This window comes from Paraburkholderia sp. D15 (genome assembly GCF_029910215.1).
GTDB lineage: Bacteria > Pseudomonadota > Gammaproteobacteria > Burkholderiales > Burkholderiaceae > Paraburkholderia.
In genome coordinates this window covers 398,172-416,849 of sequence record NZ_CP110396.1, presented here as the reverse complement: position 1 = coordinate 416,849, position 18,678 = coordinate 398,172, and the positions used below count along the sequence as shown (strand labels likewise).

The window sequence follows — 18,678 nt, the reverse complement described above, 5'->3', positions numbered from 1 at the left end:
ATGTCGGGCAGGGTACGGGGCAGGGCGCAGGGCAGCATGCAGGCGGCGCGCATCAGCCGCGTTCGCCGAGCAGCGCCGATCTGCCGAGCAGCGCGAACAGCAGGCCCGACGCGAACAGCGAAATGCCGGTCAGCAACGCCGCGTAGGGCGCGGCGGCGGCGAACGCCATCGTCGAGGTGTCGGCCCAGACCTGGGTGGCGAGCGTCTGCGTGTCGAGCGGCGAGAGCAGCAGCGTCGCGTTCAGTTCGGTGACGACCGAGATGAACACCATCGCGGCGGCGGCGCCGAGCCCTGGACCCGCGAGCGGCAACACCACGCGAAACAGCGTTTGCGTCCAGCTCAGGCCGAGCGCCCGCGCGGTTTCCTCGAGGCGCGGCTGCGCCTGGAGGAAGGCGGCGCGCACGCTGACCAGCGCGAGCGGCATGAACAGCATCGCGTACGCGACCACCAGCAGCGTCGCGCTCTGATACAGCGGTTGCAGCGCATGCACCGCGAGCGACACGATCGCCAGCGCGATCACCAGACCCGGCACGCCCTGCGCGAGAAACACGGTGCGCTCGAACAGCGTCGCGAAACGGCCCGGATAGCGCACCAGCAGGAACGCGAGCGGAATCACCAGCAGGGTGGTCAGCGCGGCGGCGGCGAGGCCGAAACCGAGCGACGACAGGGTCGCGTTGAACAGCAGTTCGGGCGACACGTCGGCCGGCGTGACGGCGGCCGCGCCCGGCTGCGTGAGCCAGTAGCCGATCATGCCGAGCGGCACGCCTAGCGTGGTCACCGTCAGCAGCGCGAAGCCGGCCACGACGATCCAGCGCCACGTGCCGAGGTCGTAGCGCAACACGGCGCGCCGGGTGCCGCGATCGACGCGCTCGTAACGCGCCGCGCCGCGCACGCGAAACTCGAACGCGAGTACGACGAGGCAGATCACGATCAGCAGACAGGCGAGCAGCGACGCGCCGCCGCCATCGAAACTGGTACGGAATTCCGCGTAGATCTGCGTGGTGAAGGTGTGAAAGCGCAGCAGCGTGAATGCGCCGAATTCGGACAGCACGCCGAGCGCGACCAGCAGCATGCCGCCGAGCAGCGCCGGCCGCAATTGCGGCAGCACCACGCGCACGAAGCTGGTCCAGCGGTTGCAGCCGAGCGCGCGGGCGCTTTCCTCGAGCGCCGGGTCCATGCCGCGCAACGCGGCGGCCACCGGCAGATAGACGAGCGGGAAATACGCGCAGGTCAGCACCAGCAGCGCGCCGTTGAAGTCCTGCAGATCCTGGCTCAACGACACCCACGCATAGCTCGTGATGAAGGCCGGCATCGCGAGCGGTGCAGCGGTCAGCACGGCCCACAGCCGGCGCCCCGGCAGATGGGTGCGCTCGACGAACCACGCGGCCGCCGTGCCGATCACCGCCGAGGCCAGCGTGGTCGCGACCGTGATCAGCACCGTGTTGACCAGCAGTTCGCCGACCAGCGGACGGAAGATCAGATCGACCGCCTCACTCGCGCCGAAGCTCGCCGCACGCCAGAACGTAAACGCAATCGGCAGCAGCACCAGCAAAGCGCTGAGTGCTGCTGCCGCGAACAAACCGCGCGGCGCGCGCAATCGTCTGCGCGCCGTGCGGGTCGTTACAGCCGGTGGCCCGGCTGACAAGGCTTCGCTCATTTACAGCAGACCCGCCTGACGAAGCAGTTTGCCGGCCTGGCTGTCGTCGCCGAGCTGCTCGACGGTGAGCGCGGGCGGCTTCAGTTCAGCGAACGGCTTGAGGATCGGGTCCGGCGCGACGCCTGCGTGCAGCGGATATTCGAACATCACGTGGCTGTTCGCCATCAGTTGCTGCGCGCGGTCGCTGACCAGATACGCGAGGAACTTCTGCGCGCCGTCCGCGTTGTGCGCGGACTTCAGCACGGCCGCGCCCGACACGTTGACCGCGGCGCCGGCGTCGCCGTTGCCGAAGTGATAGAGCGCGCTGCGGGTCTTGCCGTCGCCGATTTCGGCGTGCAGGCGCGCCCAGTAGTAGTTGTTGATCAGACCGGTCGCGACCGCGCCGCGATTGACGGCGGCCACCACGCCTTCGTCGTCGTCGAAGAGTTGCGCGTTGGCTTTCAGGCCCTTGAGCCACTGCACCGTTTGCGCTTCGCCCTTCAACGCGAGCACGGCGCTCACCAGCGGCAGGAAGTCGCCGTCGCTCGGCGCGATGCCGACCTTGCCCTTCCATTCCGGCCTGGCCAGATCGAACAGCGATTGCGGCAGTTGCGATGCCTGCAGCTTGGTGGTGTTGTAGGCCAGCACGTTTTCACGCGCCGTCACGCCGACCCAATCGCCCGCCGGCGAGCTGAAGCGCGCCGGCACGGTGGCGAGCGTCGCGCTGTCCACCTTGCTCAGCAGACCCTTCTCCTCGAGCAGCATCAGCTCGGGCGAGTTTTCCGTGAAGTACACGTCGGCCGGCGTCGCCGAGCCTTCCGCGACGATCTGCGCGGCCATCGCCGGGCCTTCGCCGTTGCGGATCTTCACCGAGATGCCCGACTGCTTTTCGAAGTCTTTCGCGAGCAGGTTCACGACCTGTTCGTGCTGCGCGTTGTAGAGCGTGATCGACGCGGCTTGCGCCGCCGAGGGCAACGTTGCGAAAGCGGCGAGCGAGAGCGCCACCGCGCTGCCGATGAGGCGCAGGCGCGTGCCAAACCCAGTTTGAGCCATGATCCTGTGTTCCGTTGGTGATGGTGTTGTTGATCTGCCGATGCTGCGTGTTCTACGTTTTCCGTGTGTTCCGCACGACGGCCCGAAGGCCGCCGGCTCACCGCATTGCATTGCGTAGCACGACGTGGAGGCGTCAAGCCTCGAACAGCCCCGCGCCGATATACGAACCCGGCTTCGCCCCCGGCGGCACCGCGAACACCGCGCTGCCGACGTGGGTCGTGAACTGGTTCATCAGGTCGAACTTCGCGAGCCTGTCGTTGATCGGAATGAAGCCGGTACGCGGGTCGCTCTGGTGAGCGACGAAAATCAGCCCCGCGTCGTATTCCGTTTCCTGACGCCATGGCGGCCAGCGCTCGATGTAGAAGTTCGTGCCGTCGTTGTACGAATACGAACGGCGCAGAATCTGCGCGCCGTTGTTGCTCGCCTGATTCGACAGACGCACGTGCGAGTTCTCCGGAATCACCGGATTGCCGTCCTTGTCTTCTTCCTTCAGGTCGACCGCGTCGAACTCGTTCTTCTTGCCGATCGGCGCGCCGCTGTACTTGTGACGGCCGAACACCTGCTCCTGGAAGTCCACCTCGGTGTTGTCCCAGTGTTCGAGCGTGATGCGGATGCGCCGTACCACGGTGTAGGTGCCGCCTTCCATCCACGGTGCGTCGGCGGTGGCGCCGGCCCACACGAACTGGTTCATCAACTGCGGCTTCGCGGTGGACGGGTTGTTGGTGCCGTCCTTGAAGCCCATCAGATTGCGCGGCGTCTGACCGCGCGGACCCGACAGGAAACCGGACTGGCCCCAGCGCATCACCGCGGTGCCGTTGGCCAGACGCGCCAGTTGCCGGACCGCGTGAAACGCGACCTGCTGGTCGTTCGCGCAGGCCTGGATGAACAGGTCGCCGCCGGTCTTCTGCTCGATCAGCTGATCGCCGTTAAAGCGCGGCAGATCGACGAGCGCGGCGGGGCGGCGCGCGGCGAGGCCGTAGCGGTCCTTGCCGTCCTTGGTGAACAGACCCGGGCCGAAGCCGAACGTGATCGTCAGGCCGCACGGACCGAGACCGAGGATGTCGCCGGAATCCGGCGCGGCCTTGGTGTTGGTCTGGCTGTAGTTGCCGGCGTTCGCGTAGTTGTCGCCGGCGTCGGGGCTGGTGCTCATCGCGACATCGGCGCTCGCGCCACTCGTGCCACCGGCGTCGCCCTTACCGCCGGACTGCGCGGATTTCGCCGCGGCGCCCGTGGTAGCAGCGGCAGGCAAGGGCGCGGCCGTATTGCCCTGCGTCATGCGCGCGGCGGCCTCGGTCCAGGCGCGCAGCAACGCGATCACGTCTTCGCGTTTGGCGGTCGTCAGATCGAGCGCGGCCACGTACGTGTGGCTCTGCTGCGGCGTGACGATGCCGCCTTGATGCAAACCGTAGAACGGTTCGACCTGCTGCTGTGGGTCGGCGCTGTGCGCCGGCGTTCTGGCGAGCGCGGCCTGGGCGGTTTGCGCCGCGCCGAGACTCGCGCCGGCGGCCACCGCGGCGCCGCCCGCCTTCAGAAAACCGCGCCGTGAGGGCCGCGGGGGTTGATCGTGTGCCATGGCTACTTCACCTTCAATTCGCTGCGTGGTGTTTTGCTTACTTCGCGAGGACCAACGTGTTCACGTCGTCCTGGACATAGTAGAAACCGTCGCCTTCCGGCGTCAGGGCGAGACCGAACAGGTCGCCATTGCCCGGGGGCGATTGTGCCTTATCGGTGTCGATCCAGCGCGCGTAAATCTGCCTGCCGGTAGCCGGGTCGATTTCGACGATCTGGCCGTTCAGCGCGTTGGTGACCAGCAGGTGGCCGTTGGGCGCCGTGACCATCGCGAGCGGGCGGTGCAGCAGGCCGTCGGCGGTCAGCTGGCGGCCGACGCCGGCGCTGGTGTCGCGCGTCATCGGTTCGTCGATCTCGGTCACGCGGTTGCCGATCGCGTCGGACACGTACAGCAGTTTCTGGTCGCCCGACAGCGCGAGGCCGGTCGGCCCGACGAGGAACACGCCCTTGTCGGCCTGTGCGCCGAAGCCGCTGCCCACCACGGTTTCCTGCTTCACGACGGGCGGCTTGCCGGCCGGCACGTCGAGGTCCAGACGCAGCACGGTGGCCTGCTTGAATACCGGCGGATTGCCGTCCGCGCCGCCCACACCGAAGCCGGCGTTGCTGACGAACAGCGTCGCGCTCGAACCGTTGTCGACGACCGCCATGTTGCCCCACGGATCGTTGATGTTCGGGCTGGTGATGGTCGAAGCGACCTTGCCTTGCGGATCGATCACGATCAGGCAGCCGGCGCCCTTGGTGCCGGTGGTGCCGTCATTGCTCGGCGTGCTGCCGACGATCACGTAGCCCGATTTCAGCATGGTCATCGCGGTCGACAGGCCGATGCCGCCCGGGCATGCCTTCAGATCGCGCGGCACCGTCGCGAACACCGTCATTTCCTTGGTGTCCGGATGGTAGTTGATGATCGTGCTGCCGGTGCCCTGCAGGTTGGTCGAGTTGTTGAAGTTGCCCACCAGCACGTCGCCCTTCTTGACGGTGCCCGCGCTGACCGGTGCGACCACGACCGCGTACGGGTTCTGGTCGCCGTTGCCCGGCACGGTGTTGATCAGCGTGGTGTGGTGCTTGATGGTTTCGAGGAAACCTTGCGGCTCGGCGAGCGCGGTGCCGGCGGCGGCGAGCGCGACGGCGCCCGCGGCGGTGGCGATCAGGGCCCGCGCGGCGCGCGGCGAAAACAGGCGCGAGGGTTGCTTCATGATTGGATCTCCGTGCGGGCGCACAAAGCGAAGTTTGCGGTCATGATCGAAAGCATGGGATTCGATGGATAGGTAGCGTGTAAGTTGGGCGCGAGCGGCATCAGAACGTGATGTTGGTGCGCACGCCGACGACGAACGTATTGCGCAGCGGCTGCGTCGGGTCGCTCGGGTTCTGGCCGGCGCCGGCGTTGAACGTGTATTGCGCGTCCGCCTGCAACTGCCACCACGGATTGACCTGATACTGATAGGTGGCTTCCAGCGTGGTTTCGCTGGTGCGCACGCCGTACGGGCCGCCGCTGAATGCCAGATTGTCCTGGTCGAGGCCGTTGGCGTGGTTACCGATCTTGATGTACGTCAGCGCGATACCGGCGCTGTCGTTGTCGCGGCCCGCGAACGGCGCCTTCAGCACGACGCCGACGTTCGCCGCCACGCTCACCAGATTGCGGTCGCCGGGCGCGCCCATCACGCGCGCGAACACGTTCAGGCTGCGCGGCTCGTCCGGGTCCGGGCGCCAGATCATCTGGTCGGCCACGGCGTAGAAGCTGTAGTCGCCATGGTGATTCTGCGCGACGCCGCTCGAGGCCGGGTTCGCGAGCGACAGGCCGGTGTTGTCGAAACGCTGGTCGGCGAAGCTGCCGTTGTTGTACCAGACGCCGACCTTATACGTGCCCGGCAGACCGCCGCCGCCCATGCCGACCATTTCGCCGTCGGAAGGCTGGTTCAGCGCGTACTGCAACTCGCCGATGAACAGCGTGCCGTTGTGCAGGTTGAAGTTGGTGCCGCTCTTGTTGTTCGGGTTGTTGCCGAGCGGATCGCCGTCGAATACGCCGGCCAGCGCGGTCAACGTCGGCGTGATCTGGCCGCGCACGCGCACGCCGAGATCGGACAGCGGATAGGCCGGGCCGCCCGACGGCATGTCGTACGAGGGCAGCGCGGGCCAGCCGAACATCGTGTTGACGAACAGCGCGGAGTTCGTGCTGGTGATGAATTCCTGGTCGATACTTTGCTGACCGACCTTCACGTCGATGCGCTTGTTCAGGAACGACTGCTGATACCACAACTCCCACAGGCGGGTGGTGTCCTGCGCTTCGATGCCGCTTGCCGTGTTCAACGTGCCGAGCTTGTTCGCGCTGAGGTTCGCGCCGTGAATCTGCAGCGCGCTGACGTTGAACAGACCGCCCGGCAGACCGAAGGCCTTCTGCGTATCCATCTGCACGGTGGCGGTGGTGAGGCCGTCGTAGTCCGCGCCGCGTGCGAGGCCGCCACGCAGATTCGACAGCACTTCGCTGGTCTCGGTGAGTTGCAGCGTCACGCCGTACTTGCCGAGCCACGGGCGCAGACCGCCGATGTCGCCGAGCATTTGCTGGCGGTTCCAGAAACCGGTCCACTGATTGGTCTGGGTTGCCTGAATGTTCAGGTCGGCTTCGGGCGCTTCGGGCGTGGCATCGGGATTGGCGGCAGCCATCGTCACGCCGGCGGTCAGCGAGGTCCACGCAAATGCGGTGCAAAGCGCGACGCGTCGCATGGCGGGCATGCGCGAACGGCGAAGCGCGCCGGCGCTCAAGGCGAAATCGCGAAGCGGACGCGCTTGAACAGCGGGTCCGTTGAGTTGGGCGAACTTCATCGAAATCCTTATTTGTGTTGTATCGACTGATCGGAGCACCTCGGCAGGACAGAGCTGTCTCCACCGCGATTGCGATGCCGGTTCGCGACGCCAGGCAAGGCAGATGGCGAGATCGTACGCATGCGAAATAGGTGCGTCAACACAAATGAGAACGATTCGCATCAATATTACTGACATGTAACGTCGATCTTTACGGACTGCTATTAACGGCTATTTGTGCGTAATGAAAAATAAATTTAAACGTAATAAAAATGTATTGATGTGGTCTATTCAATGCGCTTTGCCTGGGATTTATTAACGGCATCGAGACCGATACCGCTTGCGGAAGATCAAAGCTCGCGATCCTCGCGCGTCTGTTGCGCGGACACGACGTAAACCTGGCGCGCGACGGCAAAACACCCAAGTGTCGAAGGGTCAATGAAAGCGGCTATGATCGTCTGCCGGGATGGCGGCCGGCTGCGTCGATCGCGCTGTCGCCGCCGATTGCTTCAACCTTATCTGGAAGAGATCGATGTCGCATACCGTGAGTCTGGACAACTACTTCGCGCGCATTGGCTACGACGGTCCGCGCGCGGCCACGCTTGACGTGCTGCGGGCATTGCATGGGCTGCATCCGCGCGCGATCCCGTTCGAGAGTCTGAATCCGTTCACGCGCCGTCCGGTGAAGCTCGATCTCGAATCGGTCGAGCGCAAGCTCGTCACCGACCGTCGCGGCGGTTATTGCTTCGAGCAGAACGCGTTGTTCGCCGACGTGCTGATGCAACTCGGCTTCAAGGTCACGCCGCTGATCGGGCGAGTGGTGTGGGGCCGCGAGCCCGACGCGATCACGCCGCGCTCGCACATGGTGCTGCGCGTCGACATCGACGACGAGCCGTGGATCGCCGACGTCGGCTTCGGCAGCGTCACGTTGACCGCGCCGCTGCGTCTGACCGTGGGGCTCGCGCAAGCCACGCCGCTCGGCACGTTCCGTCTCGCGGATGCATCGCGCAACGCGCTCTTCCTCGAAGTGCAATCGCGCGACGAGAGCTGGGCGCGGGTCTACCGGATCGATCTGCAACCGGTCGAGTGGATCGACTATGAGACGTCGAACTGGTACACGTCCACCTCGCCCGAAGCGATCTTCGCGAGCAATCTGATCGTCTGCCGCGTGATCGACGGCGCGCGGCTCACGCTGCTCAACGATCACCTGAACGAACGCAGCGGCAGCGGCGAGATCGTCAGGCAACACCAGCTCACGAACGCGGACGAGTTTGCCGCGTGTCTGCGCGAGCGTTTCGGGCTGAATACCGGCGACATCGATCTCGTCGACGTATTCAACCGCGTGCGTACGCCGCAAGCGGCCACCGAAAACGAAAACGAAAACGGCGGCGCGGTTTGACGACAGCCCGGTCACGGCGCGATCGCCCCTGCGCCTCCCGCTAACTATTCCACCCGCCGCCATGATCAAACGCCTCATTCTGCAAACGGTCGTCTGGCTCGCGGGCATGGGCGCGTTGTTGTTCGGCGTGGCCGGCACGTTCGCGTGGCCGGCCGCCTGGTGGTATCTGATCGAGGTGGGCGCGTTGAGTCTGTGGATCGGGTTGTGGCTCTCGCGTCACGATCCGGGTCTCCTCGCCGAACGGCTCGCGCCGATCGTGCAGACACAGCAAAGCCGCTGGGACCGGGTGTTCATGGTGGGCGTGTCGGTCGCGTGGTGCGTGTGGCTGGTGGTGATGGCGCTCGACGCGATGCGCTTTCACTGGTCGCCGCCGTTTCCCGTGGCCCTCATGAGCCTGGGGTCGCTGTGCATCGTCGTCTGTCTGCTGATGTGTCGCGCGGTGTTTCGCGCCAACAGCTATGCCGCGCCGGTCGTGAAGATCCAGACGGGTCGCGGCCACAAGGTGATCGATAGCGGTCCCTACGCGTATGTGCGTCACCCGATGTATTGCGCCGCGCTGTTTCTGTTCGTCGGTACGCCCTTGCTGCTCGGCTCGTGGTGGGGGCTTGCGTGCGTGCCGGTGATGGTGGCCGGCATCGGCTGGCGCGCGGTGAAGGAAGAGGGCGTGCTGCGCGCCCAACTCGACGGCTATACCGACTACGCGGCGCGCGTGCGCTACCGGTTCGTGCCGCGCATCTGGTAGCGCGCGCACCGGCGTCTGTTTCCTCGCCCCCTTCTGGTTCATTACGCACGAACCTGTCTAGACAAAATGCACCGCGCTGATGCGCTTGTCACGCGCGTCACAATCTTCCCGTAACAAATGTTCCACTCCATGGAACCCCGCGAAGCCCCATGGCAAGCCATTTCTAGGGGCTTACCCGATGATTCGCGCATTTTTATGCGTCAGCCCTTGCGACCGCTTTTTGACTCGTGCAAGCTTGTCTATACAAATTCGGCGTTGGTTAAAACATTCGGTTCGACGGTTTCCTCAATCCAAGGAGTTTCGACGTGAAAGTGAAGCGCACGACGTTAGCAACAGCATTGATCGGCGCCGTGCTCGGCGCCGCGGCCATGTTTTCGGCACCGGCCGAGGCCAAGGACTGGAAGACGGTGACGATCGCGCTGGAAGGCGGTTACGCGCCGTGGAACCTGACCTTGCCGGGCGGCAAGCTGGGTGGCTTCGAACCGGAACTGGTCGCGAATCTGTGCGAGCGCATCAAGCTGCAATGCAATCTCGTCGCGCAGGACTGGGACGGCATGATTCCGGGCTTGCAGGCGGGCAAGTTCGACGTCCTGATGGACGCGATCTCGATCACGCCGGAGCGTGAAAAAATCATCGCCTTCTCGAAGCCGTACGCGGCCACGCCGGCCACCTTCGCGGTGGCCGATACCAAGGTGCTGCCGAAAGCCGCGCCGGGCGCTGGCGTCGTCAAGCTGTCGGGCGATCCGAAAGCCGACCAGCCGACCGTCGACGCGCTGCGCAAGCAACTGAAGGGCCGCACCATCGGCATTCAATCGGGCACGGTCTACACGAAGTTCATCAACGACGGCTTCAAGGACATCGCCACGATCCGCGTCTACAAGACTTCGCCCGAGCGCGATCTCGACCTGGCGAACGGCCGCATCGACGCGTCGTTCGACGACGTGACCTACTACGCCGCCAACATCGACAAGAAGGAAACCGCGTCGATCTCGATGGCTGGTCCGAAGATCGGCGGCCCGATCTGGGGGCCGGGCGAAGGCCTCGCGTTCCGCAAGCAGGACGCCGACCTGAAGGCGAAGTTCGACACCGCGATCAGCGCGGCGCTCGCCGACGGCACCGTCAAGAAGCTCTCCACCAAGTGGTTCAAGACCGACGTCACGCCTTGATGCGTCAAGTGCGTGAGTGGGCGCGCGCGATACGCGGCGAACGCACGCCGCGCGCCCACGGTTTCGCTCCGTCGTAACGGATGAGGGGTAGGGAATGGCACTGATACAGATGCTCGGCTTCGGCCAGGACGGCTGGGGCGGCGTGCTGCTGCTCGCGGCCTTGATGACGGTCGCGCTGACGCTCGCGGCGCTCGCGGTCGGCGCGGTATTCGGCGCGCTGGTGGCGGCGGCGAAACTGTCGCGCTGGCGCTCGCTGCGCGTGATCGGCGACATCTACACCACGGTGTTTCGCGGCGTGCCCGAACTGCTCGTGATCTACCTGTTCTACTTCGGCGGCTCGACGCTGGTGACGACGGTGGGGCAGTGGTTCGGCGCGGACGGTTTCGTCGGCGTGCCGCCGTTCGTGATCGGCGCGCTGGCGGTCGGCATGATCTCGGGCGCCTATCAGGCCGAGGTGTATCGCGCGGCGGTGCTGGCGGTGTCGCGCGGCGAACTCGAAGCCGCGCGTTCGATCGGCATGCCGACGCTGACCATGGCGCGCCGCATCCTGATTCCGCAGGTGCTGCGTTTCGCGCTGCCGGGCATCGGCAACGTCTGGCAGTTGAGCCTGAAGGATTCGGCGCTGATCTCGGTGACGGGTCTCGCCGAACTGCTGCGCACGAGCCAGGTGGCGGCCGGCTCCACGCATCAGTACTTCACGTTCTTCGTGGTGGGCGGCGCGCTGTATCTGCTGATGACCAGCATCTCGAACCGGGTCTTCAATCACGCCGAGGCGCGCGTGGGCCGGTCCTTCAAGCGCAACTTCGCGCGTAACTGACCGGGACGGCCATCATGACCTTCGATTCCGCTTTTCTGCTCGACACGCTCAGGCAGTTGCTGGCCGCCGTGCCGACCACGCTCGGGCTGTTCTTCTGTTCATTGATCCTGGGCGGCCTGCTGTCGCTCGTGATCGTCACGATGCGCGTGTCGCCGCACTGGCTGCCGAACCGCTTCGCGCGCGCTTACATCCTCGTGTTTCGCGGTTCGCCGCTGCTGATCCAGATGTTCCTCGTGTACTACGGGATGGGGCAGTTCGGCGTGATCCGCGAGAGTTTTCTGTGGCCCGTGCTGCGCGAGCCGTATATGTGCGCGGTGCTGTCGCTCGCGCTGTGCACGGCGGGCTATACCGCCGAGATCATTCGCGGCGGGTTGATGGCCGTGCCGGTCGGGCAGATCGAGGCGGGCTATTCGATCGGGCTGTCGGGTTTCGCGCTGCTGCGTCGCGTGATCGGGCCGATCGCGTTGCGCCAGTGTCTGCCTGCGTATTCGACCGAGGCGGTGCTGCTGGTCAAGTCGACCGCGCTCGCGAGTCTGGTCACCGTGTGGGAAGTGACCGGCGTCGCGCAGCAGATCATCCAGCAGACCTACCGCACGACCGAAGTCTTTATCTGCGCCGCGCTGATCTATCTGTTCCTGAACTTCGTGATCGTGCGTTTGCTCGGCTTGCTGGAAACGCGTTTGTCGCGCCATCTGCGCGCCGCGCCGACGCAAAGTGCCGCGGACCGCACGGTATCCGCCACGACCGAAACACGCCGCGCCGCGTCCTGAGCGCGCGCCGCGATCCCGCATGAACCGGATGAAACTGGAGAATTTTGATGAACGCTACGGCACCCGTCGCACTGTCGGTCAGGAACATTCATAAGTCGTTCGGCGAGCACCACGTGCTCAAGGGCATTTCGCTCGACGCGCATCAGGGCGACGTGATTTCGATTCTCGGCGCGAGCGGCTCGGGCAAGAGCACGTTTCTGCGCTGCCTGAATCTGCTCGAAACGCCGGACGACGGCTCGGTCGCGCTCGGCGGCGAAGAGCTGAAGATGAAGCGTCGCGGCGACGGCAAACTGCAACCGAGCGATCGCCGTCAGGTGGACCGGGTGCGCTCGCAACTCGGCATGGTGTTCCAGAACTTCAATCTCTGGTCGCACATGACGGTGCTGGAGAACCTGATCGAAGGACCGATGCGCGTGCAGAAGCGCAGCCGCGCGGAATCGGTCGAGGAGGCCGAGGCGCTGCTCGCGAAAGTCGGCCTCGCGGAAAAGCGCGACCACTATCCCGCTCATCTGTCGGGCGGTCAGCAGCAGCGCGTGGCGATTGCGCGTGCCCTGGCAATGCATCCGAAGGTGATGCTGTTCGACGAGCCGACCTCGGCGCTCGATCCGGAACTGGTCGGCGAAGTGCTGCGCGTGATGCGCTCGCTCGCCGAGGAAGGCCGCACGATGCTGGTCGTCACGCACGAAATGGGTTTCGCGCGCCACGTATCGAATCGCGTGATGTTCCTGCATCAAGGGCAGGTGGAAGCGGACGGCACGCCGGACGAAGTGTTCGTCGACTGCAAGTCGGAACGCTTCCGGCAATTCGTGTCGAGCCATCAGGACCGCACCACCCACTGATCGAAGAGAGCGCAACCATGGCCGTGATCCGTTCCGATCGTCCTCTCGACTGGGCTCAGGTGGCGGCAGTCGCCGCCGGCGAGCCGCTCGAACTGTCCACCGGGGCCCGCGCGCGCATCGCGGCGGCGCGCGTACTCGTCGAGCAGATCGTCGAACGCGGGATTCGCGCGTACGGCGTGAACACCGGCGTCGGCGCGCTGTGCGATGTGATCGTGTCGCCGTCCGAACAGCGCACGCTGTCGCGCAATATTCTGATGAGCCACGCGGTCGGCGTCGGCGTGCCGCTCGGCGTCGCCGAGACGCGCGCGATCATGGCCGCGGCGGTGAATAACTTCGCGCACGGCCATTCGGGCGTGCGCCTCGAAGTCGTGGACCAGCTGGTCAGCCTGCTCGATGCCGATTGTTTGCCGGAAGTGCCGGCGTTCGGCTCGGTCGGTTATCTGAGTCATATGGCTCACATCGCGCTGGTGTGCATCGGCGAAGGGCATGTGCGCTATCGCGGCGAACGGCTCACGGGCCGCGATGCGCTGCAACGGCTCGGTCTCGAACCGCTGGTGCTGGAAGCGAAGGAGGGCTTGAGTCTCGTCAACGGCACGCCGTGCGTGACGGGTCTCGCCGCGCTCGCGCTGGCGCGCGCCGCGCGTCTGCTCGACTGGACCGACATGGTCGCGGCGATGAGCTTCGAGAATCTGCACGGCCAGCTCGCCGCGTTCGACGAAGATTCGCTCGCGCTGCGCATTTCGCCTGGATTGAATCAGGTCGGCGAACGGATGCGCGCGGCGCTCGCCGACAGCGGCATTCTCGCGTCGGTGATCGGCCAGCGCACCCAGGACCCGCTCAGCATGCGGACCATTCCGCACGTGCACGGCGCCGCGCGCGACGTGCTCGCCGCGACCGCCGACGTGGTCAATCGCGAACTCGCGTCGATCACCGATAACCCGATCGTCGCCGGTACGCCGGATGCGCCGCGGGTGTATTCGCAGGCGCACGCGGTGGGCGCATCGATCGCGCTGGCGATGGACAGCCTCTCCACCGCGATCGCCCAGGTCGCCGCGATGGCCGAGCGGCGCCTGGATCGCCTCGTCAATCCGCTGGTGAGCGGCTTGCCGGCGTTTCTCGCGGAGCCCGGCGGCACCTGTTCCGGCTTCATGATCGCGCAGTACACGGCGGCCTCGCTGGTCGCGCAGAACCGGCGTCTCGCGCTGCCCGCGAGTCTCGACGGCGGCATCACGTCCGCGTTGCAGGAAGACCATCTGTGCCACGCGACGCCGGCGGCCTTGAAGGCACTCGAAATCGTCGACAACGCCGGGCGCATCGTCGCGATCGAATTGCTGGCGGCGGCCCAGGCGTACGACCTGCAACGTATCGACGCGCCGCGCGCGCCGCATACGGAAGCGCTGTGGCAACGCGTGCGGCGCGTGGTGCCGACCTATCGCGACGACCGGCCGCTCGCGCACGACATGAGCGTCGCGTTCCGCCTGCTCGCCGACGAGATGCCGCCGCCGCTGCCGAACCCTGGTAAGATGAGGCCCCGTCCGGTCGGGGCGCTGAACGGCGCGGACCGGGTTGTGCCCGCAACCGCCGGCAATCTGACGCAGCAGGGCGAGCCGCGCGAAGCGGCGAACGCCGCCAACGTTGCCGGCGAGATTGCGGGCGAGGTTGCCGGCGAGATTACCAACGAAGTTACAGGCGCGATTGCAAACGCGGCCGCCGCGAACCTCGCGCAGCCCACACCCGAAGACGCACGGCTCGCCGCGCGCACCGCTTGATGGAGACAAGGCCGGGTGCGGGCTATCCGCTTGCATGCCGGCCGAGGCGTCCCGTTCGCGGGACTTCCTTAGGGGCCGGCAACCCGCGATGGCCCCGCTACCACTTACCACCCACGAGGTCAGAGTGAACACAATTACAAACGCGCGACGAGACGCGCAACGAGACGCGCAAGCCGCAGAGAGACAGCATCATCCCGGGCGTCAACCGGAGCATTCATCGGAGCGTCGGCCGGATACACCCGCGAAGGCGATGCCCGCCTACGAACAGATCAAACGCTACGTGATCCGCCGCATCAGCGAGGGCGACTGGAAGCCGGGCGGCTTGATCCCATCCGAAACGGAACTGGTGAAGGAATTCGGCGTGGCGCGCATGACGGTGTCGCGCGCGCTGCGCGAACTCACCGCCGAGCGCGTGCTGACGCGCGTGCAAGGTTCGGGCACGTTCGTCGCGCCGCGCCGCTACGAATCGACGGTGCTGGAGATCCGCAATATCGCCGATGAAATCGCCGCACGCGGTCATCGTCATTCGGCGCGCGTGCTGACGCTCGAACCGAGCGACGATCCGCAGGCGCTCGAAGCGCTCGGCCTCGCGGGCGGCGAGGCCTTTCACTCGTGCATCGTGCACAGCGAGGAGGGCGAGCCGATCCAGTACGAGGACCGCTACGTCAACCCGAAAGTGTTCCCCGACTATCTCGCGCAGGACTTCACGGTCGAAACGCCGAATCACTACATGGTGAGGCTCGCGCCGATCCAGCGCGCGGAGTTTCGTATCTATGCGCAGAAGCCGGATGCGTACATACGCCGTCATCTGATGATGGAAATCGGCGAGCCTTGTCTGCAATTGTGGCGCCGCACGTGGGTCGGCGACGATGTCGCGACGTCGGTGCAGTTGTGGCACCCGGCCTCGCGGTTTCATCTGGCGGGGAATGTGTAGCGGCTTTGCGCGTCTGGTTTGCGCGTTTCGCCGCGGCGCCCGGCGCTGAATCAGCCCTGCCGTTGCGACAGATCCGGCGAAAACCGGCAACCCAGCCGGTAACGCGAGCCCGGATGCACGAAGCGCGCGAACGTCACCGCCACGCCGCTCGTCCACGTGCGGCGCATCAGCGTGAGACAGGGCTCTTCCGCGCGGATTTCGAGCAGGTCGGCTTCGGCGCGCGTCGGCAGGCCCGCATCGACCACGTGTTCGACGTCGTGCGCCGGCACGATTTCATACAGATACTCGGACGGCCTGAGCGTCGAGAAATCCTGTTCGAGAAACGCCGGCGCGGTCGCGGGATTCACGTAGCGATCCTCCAGTTGCACCGGCAGGCCATTCTCGCGGTGCACGCAGATCACATGGAACACCGACGCGCCCGGTGCGAGCCCCAGCGCATTCGACACCATCACGGACGCGGTTTCGCGTTGCGACAGCACGGTCTCGAAGCGATATTCGTGGCCGCGCGAGCGGATCTCGTCGCCGATGTGGGCGATCATCAGCAGCGTGGATTGCGGTTTGCTCGGCGCGACGAACGTGCCGACGCCGGAGACCCGCGTCACGAGCCCTTCGTCGGCGAGCTCGCGCAATGCGCGATTGGCCGTCATGCGCGAAACGCCGAGCGCCGTGACGAGATCCTGCTCGGACGGCAGCCGGTCGCCCGCCTGCCGCTCGCCCGATTCGACGAGGCGGCGGATGTGCGATTTGACCTGCTCGTAGCGTGCGGCCGGCGCATCGGCGGCGAGCGGTTTGTCGTGGGAGCGGCTGCGGTCGGTGGTGGACATCGGCGGGTCTGGTGTTAGCGAACGCGCGCGTGCGGCGGGCGCGGCGCTGAAGACATGAGCGTCGCAAGCGTCGCAAGCGTCGCAAGCGGCACGAGCAAGCGCGGCGTCATGGCGTGGGCGCGTCGTCGGGACCGCGTGCCCAGAACGCGTTGCGGTCGAAGTAGTTCTGCAGGAACTGCCGCAAGCGCGGCTGACTGGCGTCGTGAAACACGTCGCGCGGCTTGCCCTGCACGGCGATGCGACCTTGATCGATGAACATCACCTTGTCGGCGACCTGCGCGGCGAACCCCATTTCATGCGTGACCACGGCCATCGTCATGCCGTCGCGCGCGAGCTGCTTCATCACCTGCAGGACTTCGCCGACCAGTTCCGGGTCGAGTGCCGAGGTCGGTTCGTCGAACAGCATGATGTGTGGTTCCATTGCCAGCGCGCGTGCGATCGCCACGCGCTGCTGTTGACCCCCCGATAGTTTGGCCGGATAGGCATCGCCCTTGTGCGCGAGGCCGACGGTATCGAGCATCGCGTTCGCGCGGCGGCGCGCTTCGTCGCGCGACAGATGGCGCACGCGCAGCAGCGCTTCCATGACGTTGCCGAGCGCGCTCATGTGCGGCCACAGATTGAACTGCTGAAACACCATGCCGACGTTGCGCCGCACGCGATTGATCTCGCCTTGCGACGCGCGCACGCGTTTGCCGTTGCGCTCGCTATAGCCGAGCAGTTCGCCTTCGATCCGCACGTCCCCCTGATCGTAGGTTTCGAGCGCGGCGAGGCAACGCAGCAGCGTGCTTTTACCGGAGCCCGACGGCCCGATGATGCACACCACCTCGGAGCGCGCGATCTCGAGATCGATGCCGCGCAGCACGTCGACGTCGCCGAAATGTTTGCGCAGATCGCGCACCTGGATCAGCGGCGCGTTGACGGACGAGGCGGGGGCGGCGGAAGAGGGCATGTCGGCGATAGCGTTCATGAGAGAGTCCGTAGTGCGTTCACGCCATGAAGCGCGCGATGCGGGTCTCGGCCCACATGCCCGCGCGCGAAGTCAGTTCGACCAGCGCGAGATAACACACGCACAGCGCCAGCAGGGTTTCGACGAAAGCGAAGGTGGCCGAGCCGATGCCGGTCAGCACGAAAGTGAGTTCGGGCACGGTAACGATGGACAGCACCGCGGTCTCCTTGCTCAGCACGATGATCAGGTTGGTCAGCGCGGGCACGATCAGCACCAGCATTTGCGGCACCTGGACGCGCAGCACCGTTTGCCAGCGCGTGAGGCCGAGACACGATGCCGCTTCGAGATGACCCGGTGGCACCGATTGAAATCCCGAACGGAACGCCTCGGCGAAATACGCGCTGCCATACAGGCCTAAACCGAGCACGCCGGCCGTCAACGGTTCGAGCGTGAGGCCGAACGACGGACCGCCGTAGTACAGCAGAAACAGTTGCACGAGAAACGGCGTGCCGCGAAACAGTTCGATGTAAAAGCGCAGGATGCCGCGTACCCAGCGTCCGCAAAAGAGCTGCAGCACGGCGATCAGAAAGCCGATCGCCATGCCGAGCGCGACGCCCGCGAGCCAGGTGCCGAGCGTCGTCGCGAGACCGGCCGCGATCGGCTGGAGATTGTGCGTGATGACGGTCGGGTCGAACTGTTGCATGACGCGGGCTCGATGTGGGTGGGAAGGTGGCGTTGCACATTCGGCCGGTTCGGATCAGGCGTGCTGCAACCGGTATTCGGCGGCGTGCGCGAGCAGCGCGAGCGTGCCGCAGATCACGAAGTAGATCAGCCCGGCGGCGACATACGCTTCGAGCGGCCTATACGTACTCGCCGCGATGTTCTGCGCGGTACGCGTCAACTCGGCCACGCCGACCACCGAGATCAGCGACGAAGCCTTGATCAGCAGCACCATTTCGTTCACTAGCGAAGGCAGCGTCGAACGGAAGGCCTGCGGCACGAGAATGCGCCGCAGCATGTCGAACGGCGAGAGACCGAGCATGCGCGCGGCTTCGAGATGACCTGGCGGCACGTTGAGAAAACCGCCACGCAGAATCTCGGCGATATACGACGCGGAGCACAGCGAGACCGCGCTGATGGCGGCGACGAGCGGCGATACGTTGATGCCCGCGAACGGCAGCAGGTAGTACACCAGCAGCAGTTGCACCAGCATCGGCACGCCGCGAAAGAAGAACACGTAAGCGCCGCCGGACAGTCGCGCGGCGCGATTCGGCGAGAGCCGCGCCGCGCACACGCCGATCGCGACGAAGAAGCCGATCGCGAGTCCCGTCAGCGAGATGCCGATGGTGGCGAGCGCCGCATGCAGCAGCAGCGGCAAACCCTGAACGAAGACCGTGGTGCTGAACATGAGCGCCGCA

General features: G+C 65.8%; 16 protein-coding genes and 1 pseudogene. 8 read left to right on the top strand and 9 right to left on the bottom strand.

Annotated features, from left to right (window positions below):
- Positions 1–52: 52 nt before the first annotated feature.
- The 5 genes from LFL96_RS21550 to LFL96_RS21530 form a co-directional block, all read right to left on the bottom strand.
- Positions 53–1,657 carry an iron ABC transporter permease gene (locus LFL96_RS21550; protein WP_281002736.1) on the bottom strand — a complete coding sequence of 535 codons (1,605 nt, stop codon included), beginning with the start codon at positions 1,655–1,657 and terminating at the stop codon, positions 53–55.
- Positions 1,658–2,689, bottom strand: coding sequence for an iron ABC transporter substrate-binding protein (locus tag LFL96_RS21545; RefSeq protein ID WP_281002735.1), 1,032 nt, complete (start codon positions 2,687–2,689; stop codon positions 1,658–1,660).
- Positions 2,690–2,822: 133 nt separating this feature from the next.
- Positions 2,823–4,262: a Dyp-type peroxidase gene (locus tag LFL96_RS21540; RefSeq protein WP_281002734.1), complete on the bottom strand. Its 1,440-nt coding sequence runs from the start codon at positions 4,260–4,262 to the stop codon at positions 2,823–2,825.
- A 37-nt stretch (positions 4,263–4,299) separates the two neighbouring features.
- Positions 4,300–5,451, bottom strand: a complete 1,152-nt coding sequence (locus LFL96_RS21535) for a hypothetical protein (RefSeq protein WP_281002733.1) — start codon at positions 5,449–5,451, stop codon at positions 4,300–4,302.
- A gap of 100 nt (positions 5,452–5,551) precedes the next feature.
- Positions 5,552–7,075 carry a carbohydrate porin gene (locus LFL96_RS21530; RefSeq protein ID WP_281002732.1) on the bottom strand — a complete coding sequence of 508 codons (1,524 nt, stop codon included), beginning with the start codon at positions 7,073–7,075 and terminating at the stop codon, positions 5,552–5,554.
- A 511-nt stretch (positions 7,076–7,586) separates the two neighbouring features.
- Here LFL96_RS21530 and LFL96_RS21525 point away from each other — a divergent pair.
- The 8 genes and pseudogenes from LFL96_RS21525 (at position 7,587) to hutC (LFL96_RS21490) (ending at position 15,490) form a co-directional block, all read left to right on the top strand.
- Positions 7,587–8,453 carry an arylamine N-acetyltransferase gene (locus LFL96_RS21525; protein WP_281002731.1) on the top strand — a complete coding sequence of 289 codons (867 nt, stop codon included), beginning with the start codon at positions 7,587–7,589 and terminating at the stop codon, positions 8,451–8,453.
- Positions 8,454–8,514: 61 nt separating this feature from the next.
- Positions 8,515–9,195, top strand: a complete 681-nt coding sequence (locus tag LFL96_RS21520) for an isoprenylcysteine carboxylmethyltransferase family protein (RefSeq protein ID WP_281002730.1) — start codon at positions 8,515–8,517, stop codon at positions 9,193–9,195.
- A 305-nt stretch (positions 9,196–9,500) separates the two neighbouring features.
- A complete protein-coding gene (locus LFL96_RS21515; RefSeq protein WP_281002729.1) occupies positions 9,501–10,361 on the top strand; it encodes a transporter substrate-binding domain-containing protein in 861 nt (286 codons plus the stop codon).
- A 94-nt stretch (positions 10,362–10,455) separates the two neighbouring features.
- Positions 10,456–11,178, top strand: coding sequence for an ABC transporter permease subunit (locus LFL96_RS21510; RefSeq protein WP_281002728.1), 723 nt, complete (start codon positions 10,456–10,458; stop codon positions 11,176–11,178).
- A 14-nt stretch (positions 11,179–11,192) separates the two neighbouring features.
- Positions 11,193–11,948: an ABC transporter permease subunit gene (locus tag LFL96_RS21505; protein ID WP_281002727.1), complete on the top strand. Its 756-nt coding sequence runs from the start codon at positions 11,193–11,195 to the stop codon at positions 11,946–11,948.
- Between the two features lie 47 nt (positions 11,949–11,995).
- Positions 11,996–12,787 (top strand): ATP-binding cassette domain-containing protein, encoded by a 792-nt coding sequence (locus LFL96_RS21500; protein WP_281002726.1) that lies wholly within the window; start codon positions 11,996–11,998, stop codon positions 12,785–12,787.
- A 17-nt stretch (positions 12,788–12,804) separates the two neighbouring features.
- Positions 12,805–14,319 (top strand): annotated as a pseudogene (gene hutH, locus LFL96_RS21495) (histidine ammonia-lyase); the annotation flags it as partial.
- Positions 14,320–14,806: 487 nt separating this feature from the next.
- Positions 14,807–15,490: a histidine utilization repressor gene (hutC, locus tag LFL96_RS21490; protein ID WP_281002724.1), complete on the top strand. Its 684-nt coding sequence runs from the start codon at positions 14,807–14,809 to the stop codon at positions 15,488–15,490.
- 50 nt (positions 15,491–15,540) lie between these two features.
- Here hutC (LFL96_RS21490) and hutC (LFL96_RS21485) read toward each other — a convergent pair whose 3' ends face one another.
- The 4 genes from hutC (LFL96_RS21485) to LFL96_RS21470 form a co-directional block, all read right to left on the bottom strand.
- Positions 15,541–16,314 carry a histidine utilization repressor gene (gene hutC / locus LFL96_RS21485; RefSeq protein WP_281002723.1) on the bottom strand — a complete coding sequence of 258 codons (774 nt, stop codon included), beginning with the start codon at positions 16,312–16,314 and terminating at the stop codon, positions 15,541–15,543.
- A gap of 106 nt (positions 16,315–16,420) precedes the next feature.
- Positions 16,421–17,281, bottom strand: coding sequence for an amino acid ABC transporter ATP-binding protein (locus tag LFL96_RS21480; protein ID WP_281002722.1), 861 nt, complete (start codon positions 17,279–17,281; stop codon positions 16,421–16,423).
- A gap of 19 nt (positions 17,282–17,300) precedes the next feature.
- Positions 17,301–17,963, bottom strand: coding sequence for an amino acid ABC transporter permease (locus LFL96_RS21475; RefSeq protein ID WP_281002721.1), 663 nt, complete (start codon positions 17,961–17,963; stop codon positions 17,301–17,303).
- Positions 17,964–18,017: 54 nt separating this feature from the next.
- On the bottom strand, positions 18,018–18,668 hold the full coding sequence (locus LFL96_RS21470; protein ID WP_281002720.1) for an amino acid ABC transporter permease: 651 nt from the start codon (positions 18,666–18,668) through the stop codon (positions 18,018–18,020).
- Positions 18,669–18,678: the final 10 nt, after the last annotated feature.

Bases quoted from the DNA above. Each gene is read 5' to 3' on its own strand.
- LFL96_RS21550 (WP_281002736.1), bottom strand. From the start codon at position 1,657: ATGAGCGAAGCCTTGTCAGCCGGGCCACCGGCTGTAACGACCCGCACG.
- LFL96_RS21545 (WP_281002735.1), bottom strand. From the start codon at position 2,689: ATGGCTCAAACTGGGTTTGGCACGCGCCTGCGCCTCATCGGCAGCGCG.
- LFL96_RS21540 (WP_281002734.1), bottom strand. From the start codon at position 4,262: ATGGCACACGATCAACCCCCGCGGCCCTCACGGCGCGGTTTTCTGAAG.
- LFL96_RS21535 (WP_281002733.1), bottom strand. From the start codon at position 5,451: ATGAAGCAACCCTCGCGCCTGTTTTCGCCGCGCGCCGCGCGGGCCCTG.
- LFL96_RS21530 (WP_281002732.1), bottom strand. From the start codon at position 7,075: ATGAAGTTCGCCCAACTCAACGGACCCGCTGTTCAAGCGCGTCCGCTT.
- LFL96_RS21525 (WP_281002731.1), top strand. From the start codon at position 7,587: ATGTCGCATACCGTGAGTCTGGACAACTACTTCGCGCGCATTGGCTAC.
- LFL96_RS21520 (WP_281002730.1), top strand. From the start codon at position 8,515: ATGATCAAACGCCTCATTCTGCAAACGGTCGTCTGGCTCGCGGGCATG.
- LFL96_RS21510 (WP_281002728.1), top strand. From the start codon at position 10,456: ATGGCACTGATACAGATGCTCGGCTTCGGCCAGGACGGCTGGGGCGGC.
- LFL96_RS21505 (WP_281002727.1), top strand. From the start codon at position 11,193: ATGACCTTCGATTCCGCTTTTCTGCTCGACACGCTCAGGCAGTTGCTG.
- LFL96_RS21500 (WP_281002726.1), top strand. From the start codon at position 11,996: ATGAACGCTACGGCACCCGTCGCACTGTCGGTCAGGAACATTCATAAG.
- hutC (WP_281002724.1), top strand. From the start codon at position 14,807: ATGCCCGCCTACGAACAGATCAAACGCTACGTGATCCGCCGCATCAGC.
- hutC (WP_281002723.1), bottom strand. From the start codon at position 16,314: ATGTCCACCACCGACCGCAGCCGCTCCCACGACAAACCGCTCGCCGCC.
- LFL96_RS21480 (WP_281002722.1), bottom strand. From the start codon at position 17,281: ATGAACGCTATCGCCGACATGCCCTCTTCCGCCGCCCCCGCCTCGTCC.
- LFL96_RS21475 (WP_281002721.1), bottom strand. From the start codon at position 17,963: ATGCAACAGTTCGACCCGACCGTCATCACGCACAATCTCCAGCCGATC.
- LFL96_RS21470 (WP_281002720.1), bottom strand. From the start codon at position 18,668: ATGTTCAGCACCACGGTCTTCGTTCAGGGTTTGCCGCTGCTGCTGCAT.